Source organism: Vibrio splendidus, assembly GCF_001557875.1.
Lineage (GTDB): Bacteria > Pseudomonadota > Gammaproteobacteria > Enterobacterales > Vibrionaceae > Vibrio > Vibrio splendidus_F.
The window spans coordinates 96,823-112,721 of sequence record NZ_LNRF01000004.1 but is presented as its reverse complement, the minus strand read 5'-3'; the positions used below and the strand labels follow the sequence as shown (position 1 = coordinate 112,721).

The window sequence follows — 15,899 nt, the reverse complement described above, 5'->3', positions numbered from 1 at the left end:
GTATGAATACTAAAGATAGGGCATGTGATGTCTGGCGAATTTAACCTGATTGAAAAATATTTTGTAAATCGACAACCACAACGTAAAGACGTACTTCTGGCTGCTGGTGATGACTGTGCTTTGGTCAAAGCGCCGGGCAATGTTGAGATAGCGATCAGCACGGATACCTTAGTGGCTGGTACCCATTTCTTGGCTGAGGCTAATCCGGCATGGGTGGCACACAAGGCTTTGGCTTCTAATATCAGTGACCTTGCCGCTATGGGGGCGACGCCTGCTTGGGTTTCATTTGCGTTAACCATGCCTGAAGTGGATGAAACCTGGCTTGCTCCTTTCTGTGACTCCTTTTTTAAACTCGCAGACTACTTTGGTATCCAGTTAATTGGTGGCGATACAACTAAAGGACCACTAAGCCTGACATTGACTGTACAGGGCTTTGTTCCTGAAGGACGAGCCCTGCGCAGAGATGGCGCTAAAGTGGGTGACTGGATTTACGTAACGGGTAACTTAGGTGACAGCAAAGCTGGCCTAGAGGTGTTGCTTAACCCTGAGCAGAACAAAGCTAAGCCTTATGCACTTGAGCTTGAAGAGAGACATTATGTGAGCGCCCCTCGAGTGTTAGCTGGTCAGGCGCTGGTGAACCTTGCTTCATCGGCGATTGATATCTCTGACGGCGTGATTGCTGACCTAAAACATATCCTGAAGCGTTCAGAGGTTGGTGCGAGTATTGATGTAAGCACGCTACCTATCTCTCCAGAACTGCGCCAGTTTGCTTCAGATGTTGCCTCAGCGCAGCAGTATGCGCTGACCAGTGGTGAAGAGTATGAACTGTGCTTTACTGTGCCTGAAGAGAATAAAGGTTCATTGGAAAGTGCTTTGTCACACACTGGTACAAAAGTCACCTGCATTGGCCAGATAAGACCTGTAGAATATTTTGAATTACACAATAATGGTGAACCACTGAGTTGGAACTTAACTGGTTACGATCACTTTAAGGTTAATTGATGACAAACCCACTTTCTCGTATTTCTCTTAAAAACCCTTGGCATCTACTAGCAACGGGTTTTGGCAGTGGCTTATCGCCGATTATTCCTGGAACCATGGGCACGCTCGCGTCTATTCCGTTGTACTTGTTATTGGTTCAGTTGCCTTTCCCGGTTTATGTCATTTTAGTGATTGTGAGCTGCATTATTGGTATCAAAATATGCCAAGTAACTTCTGACGATATGGGCGTGCATGATCACGGCTCTATCGTATGGGATGAGTTTGCTGGCTTTTGGATCACCATGGGTCTAGTACCAATGTTGGGCATTGCTACTGATGATTGGAAATGGCTATTAGCTGGCTTTGTTCTGTTTCGTTTTTTCGATATGGTGAAGCCTTGGCCAATTGGTTGGTTAGACAAGCGAGTTCACGGCGGCTTAGGTATCATGATTGATGATATTGTGGCGGGCATCATGGCGGCTATTTCGCTGTATGCGGTGGCGCATTTCGCGGGCTGGCTAGTATAAGCTCTGAACGGTTTAAATATAACGACTAATAAACAAGGAATTACAATGTCTAAGAAGGTTTACTGTATTGCTCAATTTCAGCCAAAAGAAGGCAAATTGAACGAGTTGTTTGAAGTTTTGAAATCACTAGAGCCTAACACTCTGCGTGAAGATGGTTGTATCCAATACACAGTGACTCGTCACATCAAGAGCCCGTTTGCTGAAGGTCAGAGTTTCCCAATTGCTTTCAACGAAATCTGGGCGGATAACGAAGCGTTTGAAGCGCATTGCCAACGTCGTGAGATTCAACAGTTTTTCCAAGAGCAGTGTGTTGAAGAGACTGGCTTAGTTGAGAACTTCAATGTTGCTATCTACTCTGATGAACCTGAGAACTATGACGCACCTGTGCTTAAGCCTTGTTGCTAATCTGCTGTAACAAGTGACTTAAACAGTGACTAGCTAATGAGTTAGCGGATACTAAAAAGGTTGACCCTAGGGCCAACCTTTTTTTGTTTTGTTGCTTATGCAGTTCGCTACTGAAAGCTATTTAGCAAGGTACTCAGAGATAGACTTCTCAATACCTTTCGCGTCTAAGCCTAGCTCTTCATGCAGTTCACCTTGAGTGCCTTGAGCAATGAACTTGTCTGGTAGACCAAGGTTCAGTACTGGCATTAGCAGTTTCTCTTGCATCAAGAACTCAATCACACCTGCACCTGCACCACCGGCAATCGCATTCTCTTCGATAGTCACCAATACATCGTGGTCAGCGGCAAGTTGTTTGATTAGAGCTTCATCTAGCGGCTTAACAAAGCGCATGTCTGCAACGGTCGCATCGATAGCGTCAGCGGTTTGAAGTGCATTTTCTAGGAAAGTACCAAAGCTTAGGATAGCAACCTTAGCGCCATCTTTTGCTTTTGAGCTTTCACGAACGATACGGCCTTTACCAATCTCAAGTGCAGTAAACTCACTTTGAATTTCTGTGCCCATGCCATTGCCACGAGGGTAACGAACTGCACTTGGTCCATTGTGCTGGTGGCCAGTGTAAAGCATTTGGCGACATTCGTTTTCGTCACTTGGTGCCATGATCACCATATTTGGAATGCATCGCATGAAGCTTAAGTCGAACGCACCTTGGTGTGTTTGACCATCGGCACCGACAAGACCAGCACGGTCAATAGCGAACATAACCGGTAGATCCATGATAGCCACATCATGGATCAGTTGATCGTAGCCACGTTGTAGGAAAGTTGAGTAGATAGCCACAATCGGCTTATCACCTGCAATCGCCATACCTGTTGCTAGCGTTACTGCGTGCTGCTCAGCAATAGCAACATCGAAGTATTGCTCTGGGTACTCTTTCGAGAAACGCACCATGCCAGAACCTTCACGCATTGCTGGCGTGATTGCCATTAGCTTAGGATCTTGCGCGGCCATATCACACAGGAAGTCGCCAAAAATCTTAGAGAAAGTTGGTTTAGAGCTGGTGCTCTTAGGCAGACTTGAGTGTGCTGGATCGAATTTCGGTACGCCGTGGTAACCGATTGGATCTTTCTCAGCAGGCTCGTAGCCTTTGCCTTTCTTAGTCATGATATGCAGGAACTGAGGACCTTTTAGGTCTCTCATGTTCTTAAGCGTTTTAATCAGCTCATTGACATCGTGACCATCAATTGGGCCTATGTAGTTAAAGCCTAACTCTTCGAACATGGTGCCAGGGACAACCATGCCTTTTAGATGTTCTTCTGTACGACGAACCAGCTCTTTAATCGGCGGAACGCCTGATAGCACTTTCTTGCCGCCCTCACGAATTGACGTGTAAAGACTGCCAGAAAGAACTTGAGCTAGGTGGTTGTTTAGCGCACCCACGTTTTCAGAGATCGACATCTCGTTATCGTTCAGGATAACCAGCATATCATTGTGAATATCGCCTGCGTGGTTCATGGCTTCAAATGCCATACCTGCAGTAATCGCGCCATCACCAATCACACTCACGACTTTACGGTTCTTACCTTCTTTCTTTGCACTGATAGCCATACCAAGTGCAGCACTGATCGAAGTTGAAGAGTGACCAACAGAAAGTGTGTCGTATTCGCTCTCTTCACGCCATGGGAATGGGTGCAGTCCATCTTTTTGACGGATAGTCGATAAACGGTCGCGACGACCAGTAAGAATTTTATGCGGGTATGCTTGATGCCCAACATCCCAAACCAACTGGTCAAAAGGCGTGTTGTACACGTAGTGCAGAGCCACGGTTAGCTCTACTGTACCCAAGCCTGATGCTAAGTGACCACTTGATTGGCTCACTGAGTTAAGAAGATAGGTACGTAATTCATCACAAAGCTGGGTCAGCGTCTCTTTTGGAAGTAGACGCAAATCCTCTGGCTTATCAGCCAAAGCAAGAGTTGGGTACTTTGATATATCAAGAGTCATAGGTAATGCGCGCTTATTGTCTTAGTTCTTGCGCTCGATGACGTATCGGGCGAACTCTTCGAGTAACTGGGTATTGTATGGGATTGCAGCCAAAGCTTGAAGCGCTTCCTGTAGCAGAGTTCGCGCTTTTTCTTGAGCGCCCTCTAAACCTAGCAAAGAAGGGTAGGTGCTTTTGTTTAATTCTTGGTCAGAACCCTGTGGCTTACCCAAAGTTTCAGTATCGCTAGTGATATCTAAAATATCATCTTGAACCTGGAATGCTAATCCAATGGCATCGGCGTACTTGTCTAATTGAGGCATCACTTCAAACGCTTTCTCGCCAGCAGCAAGCGCACCTAAACGAATCGCACATTTCATTAGAGCGCCCGTTTTATTGCGGTGAACTTCTTCTAACTCTTCTAGAGTGACAGAGCGATTTTCAGCTTCAATATCAAGTGCTTGTCCAATACACATACCTTGTGCACCAGAGGCTTCTGCTAGGCGTTGAATCATTCGAACGCGATTGCTTTCACCGTCAGCACTTAATGTGCCTTCCGCAAGTATAGTAAAAGCGAGAGTTTGTAGTGCATCGCCCGTTAAAATTGCCGTTGCTTCATCGTATTTGATGTGACAAGTCTGATGCCCGCGACGCAGTTCATCGTCATCCATTGCTGGAAGGTCGTCGTGAATCAGAGAGTAGGCATGAATACATTCGATTGCAGATGCTGGAGTGTCGAGTTCTTCAGCGGTGCAGCCGAGCATTTCCCCTGTAATGTAGACAAGAAATGGACGTGCGCGTTTGCCGCCTAAAAGTAACCCATAACGCATCGCGTTGATCAGGTTCTGATTTTGGTGTGGCAGGCGATCAAGCCAAAGGTTCAGTTGCTCGTTATTACGTGCTTGATAAGACAATAAAGTCTCGATCATAGGGGATCTCATACAATTCGTTATTCAGGTTGTGGGTTAAAGTCACTCAGCTCTGCATTTTCATCATTCTGCAGTAGGATGCTAACGCGTTGTTCAGCATCATTTAGTTTACTTTGACCGGCACGAGCGAGGGAGATGCCTCGTTCGAACTTTTTAAGCGCATCATCTAAAGCTAGATCACCATTTTCTAGTTGATCAACCAAGCCATCAAGCTCTTCGATTGCTGCTTCAAAGCTCATATTTTCAGGTTTCTTAGTAGCCATAATAAATCTGCGTTTGGAAAGATGAACGAACGTTACCCTAGGCCGCTGAGATGGTCAAATGTAACCAAGAAATTTTGCTAGAAAGTTTGTTTTTAAGGGGCTTGAACTCACTTTGCTTGAATAACCTTAGCTTTATCGAGTTTATGCGCTACGTATAAAAGCAAAGTAAGCCAATAGTTGGGATTCAAAAACGAAAAGTGTGATACTTAGGCCAAGAATTTACTAAAAGATCTTATAGTCTTGCCGATACAAAGATTATCGTCGACATAGAGCTACAAAAAAGCATGAGGAGTGCATCAGTGGATTTAGCAACCCTAATAGGTTTGATTGGTGGATTTGCCTTTGTAATCATGGCAATGATCCTAGGTGGAAGCCTCGGGATGTTCTATGACACGACATCCATTTTGATCGTAGTTGGTGGCTCAACCTTTGTTGTTCTAATGAAGTTCACCATGGGACAGTTCTTTGGTGCGACTAAAATTGCTGGCAAAGCATTCATGTTTAAAGCCGATGAACCTGAAGATCTTATCGCTAAAGTGGTAGAGATGGCGGATGCAGCGCGTAAAGGTGGCTTCTTAGCACTCGAAGAGATGGAAATCAGCAACAGCTTCATGCAAAAAGGTATCGACCTGTTGGTAGATGGCCATGATGGTGATGTGGTGCGTGCTGCTTTACAAAAAGACATTGCGCTAACGACAGAGCGTCACGAGCAGGGCGCGAAAGTGTTCTCTGCATTTGGTGATGTTGCTCCTGCGATGGGCATGATCGGTACTTTGGTTGGTCTGGTTGCCATGCTTTCGAACATGGATGATCCAAAAGCGATCGGCCCTGCGATGGCGGTAGCACTTTTGACCACCCTATATGGTGCAATTCTATCGAATATGGTGTTTTTCCCAATCGCAGATAAACTAGCGCTACGTCGTGACCAAGAGACACTAAACCGTCGTTTGGTTATGGATGGCGTATTAGCGATTCAAGATGGTCAAAACCCACGAGTTATTGATGGTTACCTGAAGAGCTACCTAAATGAAGGTAAGCGTATGATTGATGGTGAACCAGCGTAAGAGGAGTTGAAGATGGATGAAGAGAATCCATGTAAATGTCCTCCTCCGGGGTTACCTCAATGGATGGGGACATTTGCTGACTTGATGTCACTGCTGATGTGTTTCTTCGTACTGCTGCTCTCATTTTCTGAGATGGACGTACTGAAGTTCAAACAGATCGCTGGCTCGATGAAATTTGCGTTTGGTGTACAAAACCGCTTGGAAGTGAAAGACATTCCTAAAGGCACCAGCATCATTGCACAAGAGTTTCGCCCTGGTCGCCCAGAGCCGACACCGATTGATGTGATCATGCAGCAGACGATTGATATTACGCAGCAAACGCTTGAGTTTCATGAAGGTGAATCTGAACGTGCTGGTGGTACCATGCGTGACCAAGGCAAGATGACCGGAGGCAAGTCGCCAGAGGTCTCGACTCACGACAATCAAAACTCCGAGTCAGACCAACAGCAACAACAAGCTGAAGCTCAATCGCAAGAGATGGAAACCTTAATGGAAAGCATCAAGAAGGCGTTGGAGCGAGAGATCGACCAAGGCGCGATTGAGGTGGAAAACCTTGGCCAGCAGATTGTGATTCGAATTCGTGAAAAAGGCGCATTCCCATCAGGTTCCGCTTTCTTACAACCTAAATTCCGCCCGTTGGTGAGACAGGTTGCTGAGCTGGTAAAAGACGTTCCGGGTATCGTTCGAATCTCAGGACACACCGATAACCAACGTCTTGATTCAGAGCTTTATCGCTCTAATTGGGACTTGTCATCACAGCGAGCTGTGTCTGTTGCTCAAGAGATGGAAAAGGTTCGCGGATTTTCTCATCAACGCTTGAGAGTACGTGGCATGGCCGATACCGAGCCAGTCGAGCCGAACGATACTGAATGGCAACGTAGCCTCAACCGCCGCGTTGAAATCAGCATCATGCAGGGCGAACCGCTTTACAGTGACGAAGTGCCTGTTATTAATAAATAGCCTATACGAGCACACGCAGTAGTAAGCAGATAGCATCGAAAGCCCAACCTTATAATGAGGTTGGGCTTTTTGTTTGCTGGTCTTCTATCATGCTTTCTGCTGAATTAATGTTGTTTCGAAACCTGCTACTTTTAATAACAAGCGGTTTAATGATGGTGTTACAGCAAGCACTCTTTTCCTTGCTTCACTTTCTCATGTATAATTCGCGCCCTTAGATTTAGATATGATCTATTCTTGCTTCAAGTGCTGCGTAAATTCTCTAATTTACTTGGCGATGAGCGTTTTCAAAATTTTGAACATTAATGTTGTGAAAGTACTATGAAATTTATTGTTAAGCCCCATCCGGAAATTTTTGTAAAAAGTGAATCGGTGCGTAAGCGCTTCACAAGGATTCTAGAGTGCAACATTCGTAACGTTATTCAACGTCGCTGTGAAAGTGTTGCGGTATTCAACCGTCGCGATCATATCGAAGTGACGTCTGAGAGTGACCAGTACTACGCAGAAGTGTTAGAGGCTCTGACTCACACTCCAGGTATTCACCACTCTCTTGAAGTACAACAGTCTGAGTTTAAAGACTTGCACGATATTTACGAGCAAGTACTAGAACGCAGCCGTGCAGACATTGAAGGCAAGACTTTCTCTGTTCGTGCTAAACGTCGTGGTAAGCATGACTTTACGTCTATTGAACTTGAACGCTACGTAGGCGGCGGCCTAAACCAAGCAGTTGAGTCGGCTCGCGTTAAGCTGAAAGATCCAGAAGTAACGGTTAAAGTTGAAGTTGCGAACGACAAACTGAACCAAGTTCTAGCTCGTCACAAAGGCCTCGGTGGCTTCCCTCTTGGTACTCAAGAAGATCTACTAAGCTTGATCTCTGGCGGCTTTGATTCTGGTGTTTCAAGCTACCTGCACATCAAACGTGGCTCTAAGGTTCACTACTGTTTCTTCAACCTTGGTGGCCCAGCGCACGAGATTGGCGTTAAGCAAGTGGCTCACTACCTATGGAATAAATACGGCTCATCTGCAAAGGTGAAGTTCATTTCTGTAGACTTTGAACCCGTGGTTGCTGAAATTCTTGAGAACGTAGAAGACGGCCAAATGGGCGTTGTTCTTAAGCGTATGTTCATGCGTGCTGGTGGTATGGTTGCAGAGCGCTTCGGTATTGAAGCTCTAGTGACGGGTGAAGCACTTGGTCAGGTTTCTAGCCAAACGCTGACTAACCTTCGCCACATTGATAACGTGACAGATACTTTGATTCTTCGTCCGCTTATCAACTGGGACAAAGAAGACATCATTGACCTTTCTCGTATCATCGGTACTGAAGACTTCGCTAAAGTAATGCCTGAGTACTGTGGTGTTATCTCTAAGAAGCCAACAGTGAAAGCGAAGAAAGGCAAACTGGAAGCAGAAGAAGCTAAGTTTAACTTTGAAGTGCTGGATCAAGTGATCGAGAACGCTCGTGTTATGGATATCCGTGACATCGAGAAAGAGAGCCAAGAGCAAGCGCCTGAAGTTGAACAAGTTCAAGCTGTTGCTGAGCACGCTATCGTTCTTGATATCCGTAGCCCAGAAGAAGAAGACGAAAGCCCACTAGAGATCGAGGGTGTTGAAATTAAACACATCCCATTCTTCAAGCTTTCGACTCAGTTTGGCGACCTAGACCAAGCGAAAGAGTACTTGCTGTACTGTGACCGTGGTGTAATGAGCCGTCTACAGGCGCTTTACCTACAAGAGCAAGGCTTCCATAACGTTAAGGTTTACCGCCCATAGTGGTGTATTGATCAACCGTTAATCATTTTGCCAAGCCGCTTACTGAAAAGTAAGCGGCTTTTTTATTTTCTATTGTGAATGATTTACAGTAGTCAGACAGAGGCGTGAGTTTGGGCGTGCTATCGTCATGCTCAGCTTTAAAATTTTTGATTGATAGAAAGAGTAAGCTCTAAACGGGTTTATAAGTACCGAAGAAGTGTGAGTATCTTGAAGTATTCTGTTACTTTTTAGTGCAACTCAATGGTGCTATTTGTATGTGTTCAGTTGATTATTTGAGTGGGTGTCTGATTCTGTGATTAGCGATGAAAAATAATAAAGATTAATTAGCACAGCTATTGATAAACTTGTTGTTACATTTCTTTGCACATAAAAAAACACCGCCCATAAGGCGGTGTAAACAAATTTGACAGACAGGTCAAAATAAATACAGGAAGTACATGCCTCGTTTCAGTATAGAACTGCAACAAAACATTTGGTAGAACTCTACCCAACTCGAAAAGAACGAGTTTGCAAACACAACATCGCAGGAGCTAAGCCAATTGATTCTAGAGAGAATCAAGCCGTTCAGGCTAGCTGCTGCGGGATGAAATATAGAATTTCTCTGGCCGCTAGGCAATGGACAAATTATAATGTTTCAGATAAAAAAAACTAATGCTTATTTAGAGAGTAACTATGTCTCGTCGATTACCCCCATTAAACTCGCTAAGAGTGTTTGAAGCAGCTGCTCGACACTTGAGTTTTACGCGTGCCGCAGAAGAGTTGTTTGTTACTCAAGCGGCGGTCAGCCATCAGATCAAAGCGCTTGAAGAGTTCTTATCTTTGAAGCTGTTTCGCCGAAGAAACCGCTCTTTGCTGCTGACTGAAGAAGGCCAAAGCTACTTCTTGGATATCAAAGATATTTTCACATCACTGGCAGAAGCGACAGACAAAGTGCTGGAGCGAAGTGAGAAGGGCGCATTGACCATCAGTTTACCGCCTAGTTTTGCTATTCAATGGTTGGTGCCAAGGCTCGCTGACTTTAATCAGCAAGAACCTGATATTGATGTAAGAATCAAAGCCGTTGATATGGATGAAGGCTCGCTGACCGATGATGTAGACGTGGCTATTTACTATGGTCGAGGTAACTGGCCGGGGCTTAGAGCCGATAAGCTTTACCAAGAATACTTGATCCCTCTTTGTTCACCTTCCGTGCTGCTAGGAGCTAAACCATTAGAATCTCTCAGTGATCTAGCATGCCATACGCTATTACATGATACCTCTCGAAAGGATTGGAAACAGTTTGCTAAGCAAAATGGCATCGACGGGGTTAACGTTAATCACGGTCCTATCTTCAGTCACTCAACCATGGTGTTGCAGGCAGCAGCTCACGGCCAGGGTATTGCACTGGGTAATAACGTGTTGGCGCAACCTGAAATCGAAGCGGGTCGTTTGATTGCGCCTTTCGACGAAGTGTTGGTGAGTAAGAACGCCTTCTATGTGGTTTGTCATGAGAAGCAAGCCGATATGGGCCGTATCGCTACTTTCCGTGATTGGATGCTGGCGAAAGCGCAAAGCGAACAAGAGGACTTACTCGATGAATAACCTCATCATTGATGGTGAAGACAATCCCATCACCTTTATCTTTGCCCATGGTGCTGGCGCAGGCATGGATCATGAATTTATGCAGTCGGTAGCCAAAGGATTAGCCTTTAAAGGGATACGAGTGGTTCGCTTCAATTTCCCTTATATGATCAAGCGTGCCGAAGATGGTAAGCGTCGTCCACCTGACAGAGCGCCTAAGCTGCTTGAAGCTTATCAAGAGATCATTGAGCAAACTGATGCTGACAAGCTTGTGATTGGTGGTAAGTCGATGGGAGGCCGCATGGCGAGTCATTTATCTCAGTTGGATAAAGTGGCAGCGATGGCTTGTTTAGGTTTCCCTTTTCATCCTCCGGGTAAGCCAGAGAATTATAAAGGTGAACACCTCGCTTCTTTGCAAAAGCCATGTCTGATTCTTCAAGGGGAACGCGATACCTTTGGTAAGCGTGAAGAGTTTGCTGATTTCGACCTATCGGATTCCATTCGAGTTGAGTTTATTCCTGATGGTGATCACAGCTTCAAACCACGCAAGAGTTCTGGTCACACAGAGCAGCAGAACATCGCATTAACGGTTGAAAAGCTCTCAGCATTCATTAAAGAGGTGCTTAATGAAAAGTAAGTACCTACTTACCTTCGCTGGTCTATCTGGCGCTATTGCGGTGATGCTTGGCGCGTTTGCTGCACACGGTTTAAAAGCTATTTTGCCTGAGTACCTGTTAGGTGTATTCGAAACGGGTGTTCAGTATCAGTTTATTCATACGTTAGCGATATTAGCGTGTGGTGCTCTGCTACAGATGAAACTTGGCGCTAAATCACAAAAATATTTTTTCATTGCGGCAATTTGCTTTATCATCGGCATCCTTTGTTTTAGTGGCAGCCTGTATGTGTTGGCACTGACAGGAATAAAATGGTTTGGCCCAATAACTCCGTTTGGTGGTCTACTATTTATCATTGGTTGGGGAGTCTTCTCCTTCGCTGTTTTGAATATAAAAGAGGTAACTCAGTGAAACACGTACTACTTTATTGTCGCTCTGGTTTTGAAAAAGAATGTGCTGGCGAAATTCAAGACAAGGCAACACAACTGGAAGTGTTTGGTTTTCCTCGCTTAAAAAACAATACCGGTTTCGTATTGTTTGAATGTTACCAAGCTGGTGAAGCGGACAAGTTGATCAAAGAGATCGATTTCCAATCATTGATCTTTGCTCGTCAAATGCTAGCTGTAGCGGTTGAAATCAAAGACCTGCCAACTGATGACCGTATCTCTCCAATTCTTGAGGCGCTTTCTGAGAAAGAAGGTTTCCCTCGCTGTGGTGATATCCGTATTGAAACGCCAGATACTAACGAAGCAAAAGAGCTACTGAAGTTCTGTCGTAAGTTTACTGTTCCAATGCGCCAAGCAATGCGTGGCAAAGGTTTGATGACAGCTAAGGATAACGCTAAGAAGCCTGTGCTTCATTTATGCTTCATCGCGCCGGGTCACTGTTTTGTTGGTTATTCTTATCCAACCAACAACTCACAGTTCTTCATGGGCATCCCTCGTTTGAAGTTCCCTTCAGACGCGCCAAGCCGTTCTACATTGAAGCTAGAAGAAGCGTTCCACGTATTTATCCCTCGTGATGAATGGGATGAGCGTCTTGCTCCGGGTATGTGGGGTGTAGATTTAGGTGCTTGTCCAGGCGGTTGGACTTACCAACTAGTGAAACGTTCTATGTTCGTTCACTGTGTTGATAATGGCATGATGGCAGACAGCCTGATGGAAACTGGCCAAATCAAACACCACATGGTGGATGGCTTTAAGTTCGAACCAGACCGTAAGAACGTCACTTGGATCATCTGTGACATGGTTGAAAAACCAGCGCGCGTTGCACACCTTATGGGTGAGTGGATCATCAAAGGTTGGGCGAAAGAAGCACTATTCAACCTTAAACTGCCAATGAAGGGCCGTTACGATGAAGTTTTGCAAGATATTGAGAACCTAAAACTGTTCCTGATTGAGAACAAAGTGAAGTTCAAGATGCAGGCGAAGCACTTATATCATGACCGTGAAGAGATTACCGTTCATATTCAGTCGCTTTCAAACATCTCACCGCACTAATATTAGCGTTGATATATCAGTGATAAAAATGCTCCTTTAAGGGGCATTTTTTGTATCTGAAATTCGTTAAATGTTCGGGTTTAGGCGCGTTAATGAAGTCAACATCGTCGAAATGTCGGCCATTTCAGTATTCAGATGTTAAAAAAGCCGTAAGTGATCGAGACTTACGGCTACCTATCTTCAGGGGTGATACGAAGCGGGATTTATTCAAAGATTCAGCAGCAAAACGAAGTAAGTTTTACAGCGAGGGCATCTTAACAAAATTTATTTTATGAAAAGTAAGTGAACGTAAGTAAAGAATGTAAATGATAAGAATTATCATTCAATTTGTGTAATATTCACGTCCCCTGACTTAAATCTATAAAATATAAAAACACAGTATGAAACTTAAAGCACTTTCAGTAGCCGTTACGGTTGCCTTAACTTCATTTACAGCCCTTGCTGCCGACGAACAAGAAACGGTAGTGGTAATTGGCTCAGCTCTTGATCAACTTGTTCAGACTGAAATCAACTCTGACACACTTGAAAAGAAACAAGCATCAGACATTAAAGATGTACTGAATACTATGCCAAGCGTAACGGTAGATGGAAACGCACGTTACTCTCGCAAAGTGTATGTACGTGGTATGGAAGACAAGTTTGCCGTGGTAACTATCGATGGTGCACGTCAAGAAGGTCAGCTGTTCCACCACTCTGGTGATCAGGCCATTGACCCAGCGATGCTTAAGCGTGCTGAAATTGAATTAGGCGGTAACTCTGCACTGTCTGGCTCTGGTGCGATTAACGGCTCATTTAGCTACGAGACAAAAGATCCAAGCGACCTTCTTAAGCCAGGCGAAAGCATTGGTGCTCGAGTTAAAACTAGCTACCAAACGGCTTACGAGCGTTTCGCAACCAACGTTGCTGTGTATGCAAAAGTAAACGATAAGCTGCAATTCATGGGGATTGCAAATTACTCTGAAGATGGTGACCTACATATACCTGATCAGGAAGCAGTGACGTCTAAGCAAGGCGAACTGAAGTCTGGCATCGCGAAAGTGGTATTCATCCCGAATGACGCTAACGAGTTTAAACTGACTTTCAACCGATACAACGATGGTGGTAAACGTCAGCTTTCTGGTGAGAAGGCCGGTGCTCTGTATGCGGATGATGAACACAACTACCACTCGCTTAACCGTGATACTGTGACTCTGCAACATGAATACGATGCAGGTAGTGACTTAGTACACCTGAAAACCAACATTTACTACAACCGTCAGTACATGGAGCGCGATGCGCTTGTGGATACGGCTTGGGATAAAGACGCGAACGGAAAATGGATTAAAGATGGCACAATTGCTATCCCTGATCGTGAATACAACGTGACAACCATTGGTGGTGACATTCGCAATATCTCTTGGGTTGGTGAGCATGAACTAACTTACGGTCTTGATGGCTATAAAGCAGAGCAGTGGATTGATGCGGGTGACGGTGTTTACCAAAGCGGTTCTAAGCAAGGTGAGACTAAGAAGTACGGCATGGATGGCGGTACCGTGACAGCTTACGGTCTTTACCTGCAAGACATGTACGAGTTTAGCGACTTCCGTTTAACAACAGGTTTGCGTTACGACGTTCATAAACTTGGTGGTGTTTATGATGGCGACTTCGACCAGTTGTCTCCTAAATTTAAAGGTGAATACCAAACCACGGATAATCTAAAACTTCGTGTAGGTTACGGTCGTCTATTTAAAGGCGCGTCATTGCCAGAGACTCTGACAATGAAAGCAGCTGCAGATGTTAAGCAGTCTGATACTAAGGCGATGACGGGTAATAACTATGAGGCTGGTTTTGATTACGAGCTGACACGTCTACTGGCAGCGGACTACGCTATCCTAGGTTTCACGGCTTACACCTACAACCTAGATAATCAAATGCACCCAACTAAGAACAACACAACACTGGCTAACCAGTACGATGTTGAAGTGTGGGGTGTAGAAACGGTACTGAGCTACGCACTAGACTCTCTAAGCGTATACGCTAACCACTCTTACTCGGATGGTGACCAGAAAGATCTAGATAATGGCAAAACAAGCCACATGAGCAAAACAGGCATTCACAACTTCAAAGCGGGCTTTAATTACAGCCTAAACAGTGAGTTTGTGTTTGGTTGGGACTCTCGCTTCGTTCCGGGTAATGACTACACGGATGAAGATGGTGAGCAAGTGAAGCGCGCAGGTTTTGCTACGCATAATATCTGGGCCGCTTACACACCTACGTTTGCGAAAGACCTAGAGATGAACATCGGTATCGATAACATTCTTGATAAGAAATACGCGGAGCATACTGGCTTTGGTATCTCTTGGGGCTCAGACAAGTACACCAGCTACGAAGCCGGTCGTAACTTCAAAGCTTCTATCGCTTATAACTTCTAATCATCCGATTAAGTTCAGTTAGGCGGCAGCCAAAATAACAAAAAGCCTTAGTATCGACTAAGGCTTTTCTGTATCTGGAACTTCGTATAACAAAGGGTTTCTATGTAGAGTTAAGCGCTCGCTTCGTAACGAATATCTTGTAGGTTAAAGCCTAAATCTATGTCTGTTTTGAGAGCAGAGACTTGCTTACACACTCGAGCGGACTCAATGTGTTCATCAAACTTCTTACGATATTTCTTCGGTAAGTCTTCCGCTTGGTATGCAGTTTCAATATCGGGGTACGAAGTTAATATCTCTTTTGCTGCTTTTGGCCCCACGCCAGGGATGCCTGGCACTTGGCTAGAGCTTACACCGGTTAACCCCCAGTAATCTGCAAGCTGCTCTGGTTTTACGCCGAACTCCGCCTCGATAAAGGGCTTATCTAACCAGCGATGTTGGAAATAATCGCGGATCTGCAGGGTAGGCGACAACAGTTGGCAGTAGCCTTTGTCTGTAGAGATGATGGTTACGGTCTCGCCATGGTCTGCAACTTTCTTTGCCAGTGTTGCAACCAAGTCATCCGCTTCATCACCATCGGACAGTAATGAGTCTATTCCTAATTCCCACCAAGCTTGTTGGATCGCATCAAGGCCTTGCATGAGCGGCTCTGGCATGGGTTTACGGTTCTGCTTGTAAGCAGGCAGTACTTCCGCGCGCCAGCCTCGGTCTTGCAGGTGATGATCAAACACCGCGATGATATGAGTCGGCTTAGACTCTGAAGTAATCTTATTTAGAGTACGAGTTGTCGTGGTGATGGTTCTTGCTATATCGGTTGGATCCGGCTGAGCCGAGTGCACGCGTCGGATGAGATTCAAGGCATCGATAATAACAAGATGGATAGACATAAGTTTCCACTAAATAGGCAATAAAAAAGGGGCTGCTAGCCCCTTATAGTAACGTAT

General features: G+C 45.1%; 15 protein-coding genes. 11 read left to right on the top strand and 4 right to left on the bottom strand.

The genetic code is table 11. The features are described 5' to 3' along the window. Nucleotides 1–27: 27 nt before the first annotated feature. The 3 genes from thiL to ATB74_RS11885 are packed head-to-tail and all read left to right on the top strand — an operon-like array spanning nucleotide 28 to nucleotide 1,913. Nucleotides 28–1,002, top strand: coding sequence for a thiamine-phosphate kinase (thiL, locus tag ATB74_RS11895; RefSeq protein ID WP_061018671.1), 975 nt, complete (start codon nucleotides 28–30; stop codon nucleotides 1,000–1,002). After that, nucleotides 1,002–1,508: a phosphatidylglycerophosphatase A gene (pgpA, locus tag ATB74_RS11890; protein ID WP_060982564.1), complete on the top strand. Its 507-nt coding sequence runs from the start codon at nucleotides 1,002–1,004 to the stop codon at nucleotides 1,506–1,508. The genes thiL and pgpA overlap by 1 nt, the downstream gene beginning before the upstream one ends. A 45-nt stretch (nucleotides 1,509–1,553) precedes the next feature. After that, nucleotides 1,554–1,913, top strand: a complete 360-nt coding sequence (locus tag ATB74_RS11885) for a putative quinol monooxygenase (protein ID WP_060982563.1) — start codon at nucleotides 1,554–1,556, stop codon at nucleotides 1,911–1,913. A 117-nt stretch (nucleotides 1,914–2,030) separates the two neighbouring features. On the opposite strand, the gene dxs is transcribed toward ATB74_RS11885, so the two are convergent. From dxs to xseB, 3 genes are read right to left on the bottom strand one after another with little or no spacing between them, the layout of a single operon-like run. Continuing rightward, the gene (gene dxs, locus ATB74_RS11880) at nucleotides 2,031–3,914 is read right to left on the bottom strand and encodes a 1-deoxy-D-xylulose-5-phosphate synthase (protein ID WP_061018669.1); all 1,884 of its coding nucleotides are present in this window, start codon (nucleotides 3,912–3,914) and stop codon (nucleotides 2,031–2,033) included. A gap of 21 nt (nucleotides 3,915–3,935) precedes the next feature. After that, nucleotides 3,936–4,820, bottom strand: a complete 885-nt coding sequence (ispA, locus tag ATB74_RS11875; protein WP_061018668.1) for a (2E,6E)-farnesyl diphosphate synthase — start codon at nucleotides 4,818–4,820, stop codon at nucleotides 3,936–3,938. A gap of 20 nt (nucleotides 4,821–4,840) precedes the next feature. Continuing rightward, entirely contained in the window at nucleotides 4,841–5,083 is a 243-nt protein-coding gene (gene xseB / locus ATB74_RS11870; protein WP_004734405.1) for an exodeoxyribonuclease VII small subunit, read from the bottom strand. Between the two features lie 299 nt (nucleotides 5,084–5,382). Between xseB and pomA the strand changes: the two genes are divergently transcribed. The 8 genes from pomA to ATB74_RS11830 all read left to right on the top strand — a co-directional run bounded on the left by pomA (nucleotide 5,383) and on the right by ATB74_RS11830 (nucleotide 14,958). Beyond that, nucleotides 5,383–6,147 carry a flagellar motor protein PomA gene (gene pomA / locus ATB74_RS11865; RefSeq protein WP_060982560.1) on the top strand — a complete coding sequence of 255 codons (765 nt, stop codon included), beginning with the start codon at nucleotides 5,383–5,385 and terminating at the stop codon, nucleotides 6,145–6,147. Between the two features lie 12 nt (nucleotides 6,148–6,159). Next, the gene (locus tag ATB74_RS11860) at nucleotides 6,160–7,107 is read left to right on the top strand and encodes a flagellar motor protein MotB (protein WP_061018667.1); all 948 of its coding nucleotides are present in this window, start codon (nucleotides 6,160–6,162) and stop codon (nucleotides 7,105–7,107) included. Between the two features lie 318 nt (nucleotides 7,108–7,425). Further along, nucleotides 7,426–8,874: a tRNA uracil 4-sulfurtransferase ThiI gene (thiI, locus tag ATB74_RS11855; protein ID WP_061018665.1), complete on the top strand. Its 1,449-nt coding sequence runs from the start codon at nucleotides 7,426–7,428 to the stop codon at nucleotides 8,872–8,874. A gap of 672 nt (nucleotides 8,875–9,546) precedes the next feature. Then, nucleotides 9,547–10,455, top strand: coding sequence for a transcriptional regulator GcvA (locus ATB74_RS11850; RefSeq protein WP_060982558.1), 909 nt, complete (start codon nucleotides 9,547–9,549; stop codon nucleotides 10,453–10,455). Beyond that, a complete protein-coding gene (locus tag ATB74_RS11845) occupies nucleotides 10,448–11,071 on the top strand; it encodes an alpha/beta fold hydrolase (protein WP_061018664.1) in 624 nt (207 codons plus the stop codon). The genes ATB74_RS11850 and ATB74_RS11845 overlap by 8 nt, the downstream gene beginning before the upstream one ends. Beyond that, nucleotides 11,061–11,459, top strand: coding sequence for a DUF423 domain-containing protein (locus ATB74_RS11840; protein WP_061018662.1), 399 nt, complete (start codon nucleotides 11,061–11,063; stop codon nucleotides 11,457–11,459). The genes ATB74_RS11845 and ATB74_RS11840 overlap by 11 nt, the downstream gene beginning before the upstream one ends. Continuing rightward, complete coding sequence (gene rlmM, locus ATB74_RS11835; RefSeq protein WP_004738523.1) at nucleotides 11,456–12,547, top strand: 23S rRNA (cytidine(2498)-2'-O)-methyltransferase RlmM; 1,092 nt, start codon at nucleotides 11,456–11,458, stop codon at nucleotides 12,545–12,547. The genes ATB74_RS11840 and rlmM overlap by 4 nt, the downstream gene beginning before the upstream one ends. Before the next feature lie 380 nt (nucleotides 12,548–12,927). Continuing rightward, nucleotides 12,928–14,958: a TonB-dependent receptor plug domain-containing protein gene (locus tag ATB74_RS11830; protein ID WP_061018659.1), complete on the top strand. Its 2,031-nt coding sequence runs from the start codon at nucleotides 12,928–12,930 to the stop codon at nucleotides 14,956–14,958. 110 nt (nucleotides 14,959–15,068) lie between these two features. Here ATB74_RS11830 and xni read toward each other — a convergent pair whose 3' ends face one another. Then, nucleotides 15,069–15,842, bottom strand: coding sequence for a flap endonuclease Xni (xni, locus tag ATB74_RS11825; protein ID WP_061018657.1), 774 nt, complete (start codon nucleotides 15,840–15,842; stop codon nucleotides 15,069–15,071). Nucleotides 15,843–15,899: the final 57 nt, after the last annotated feature.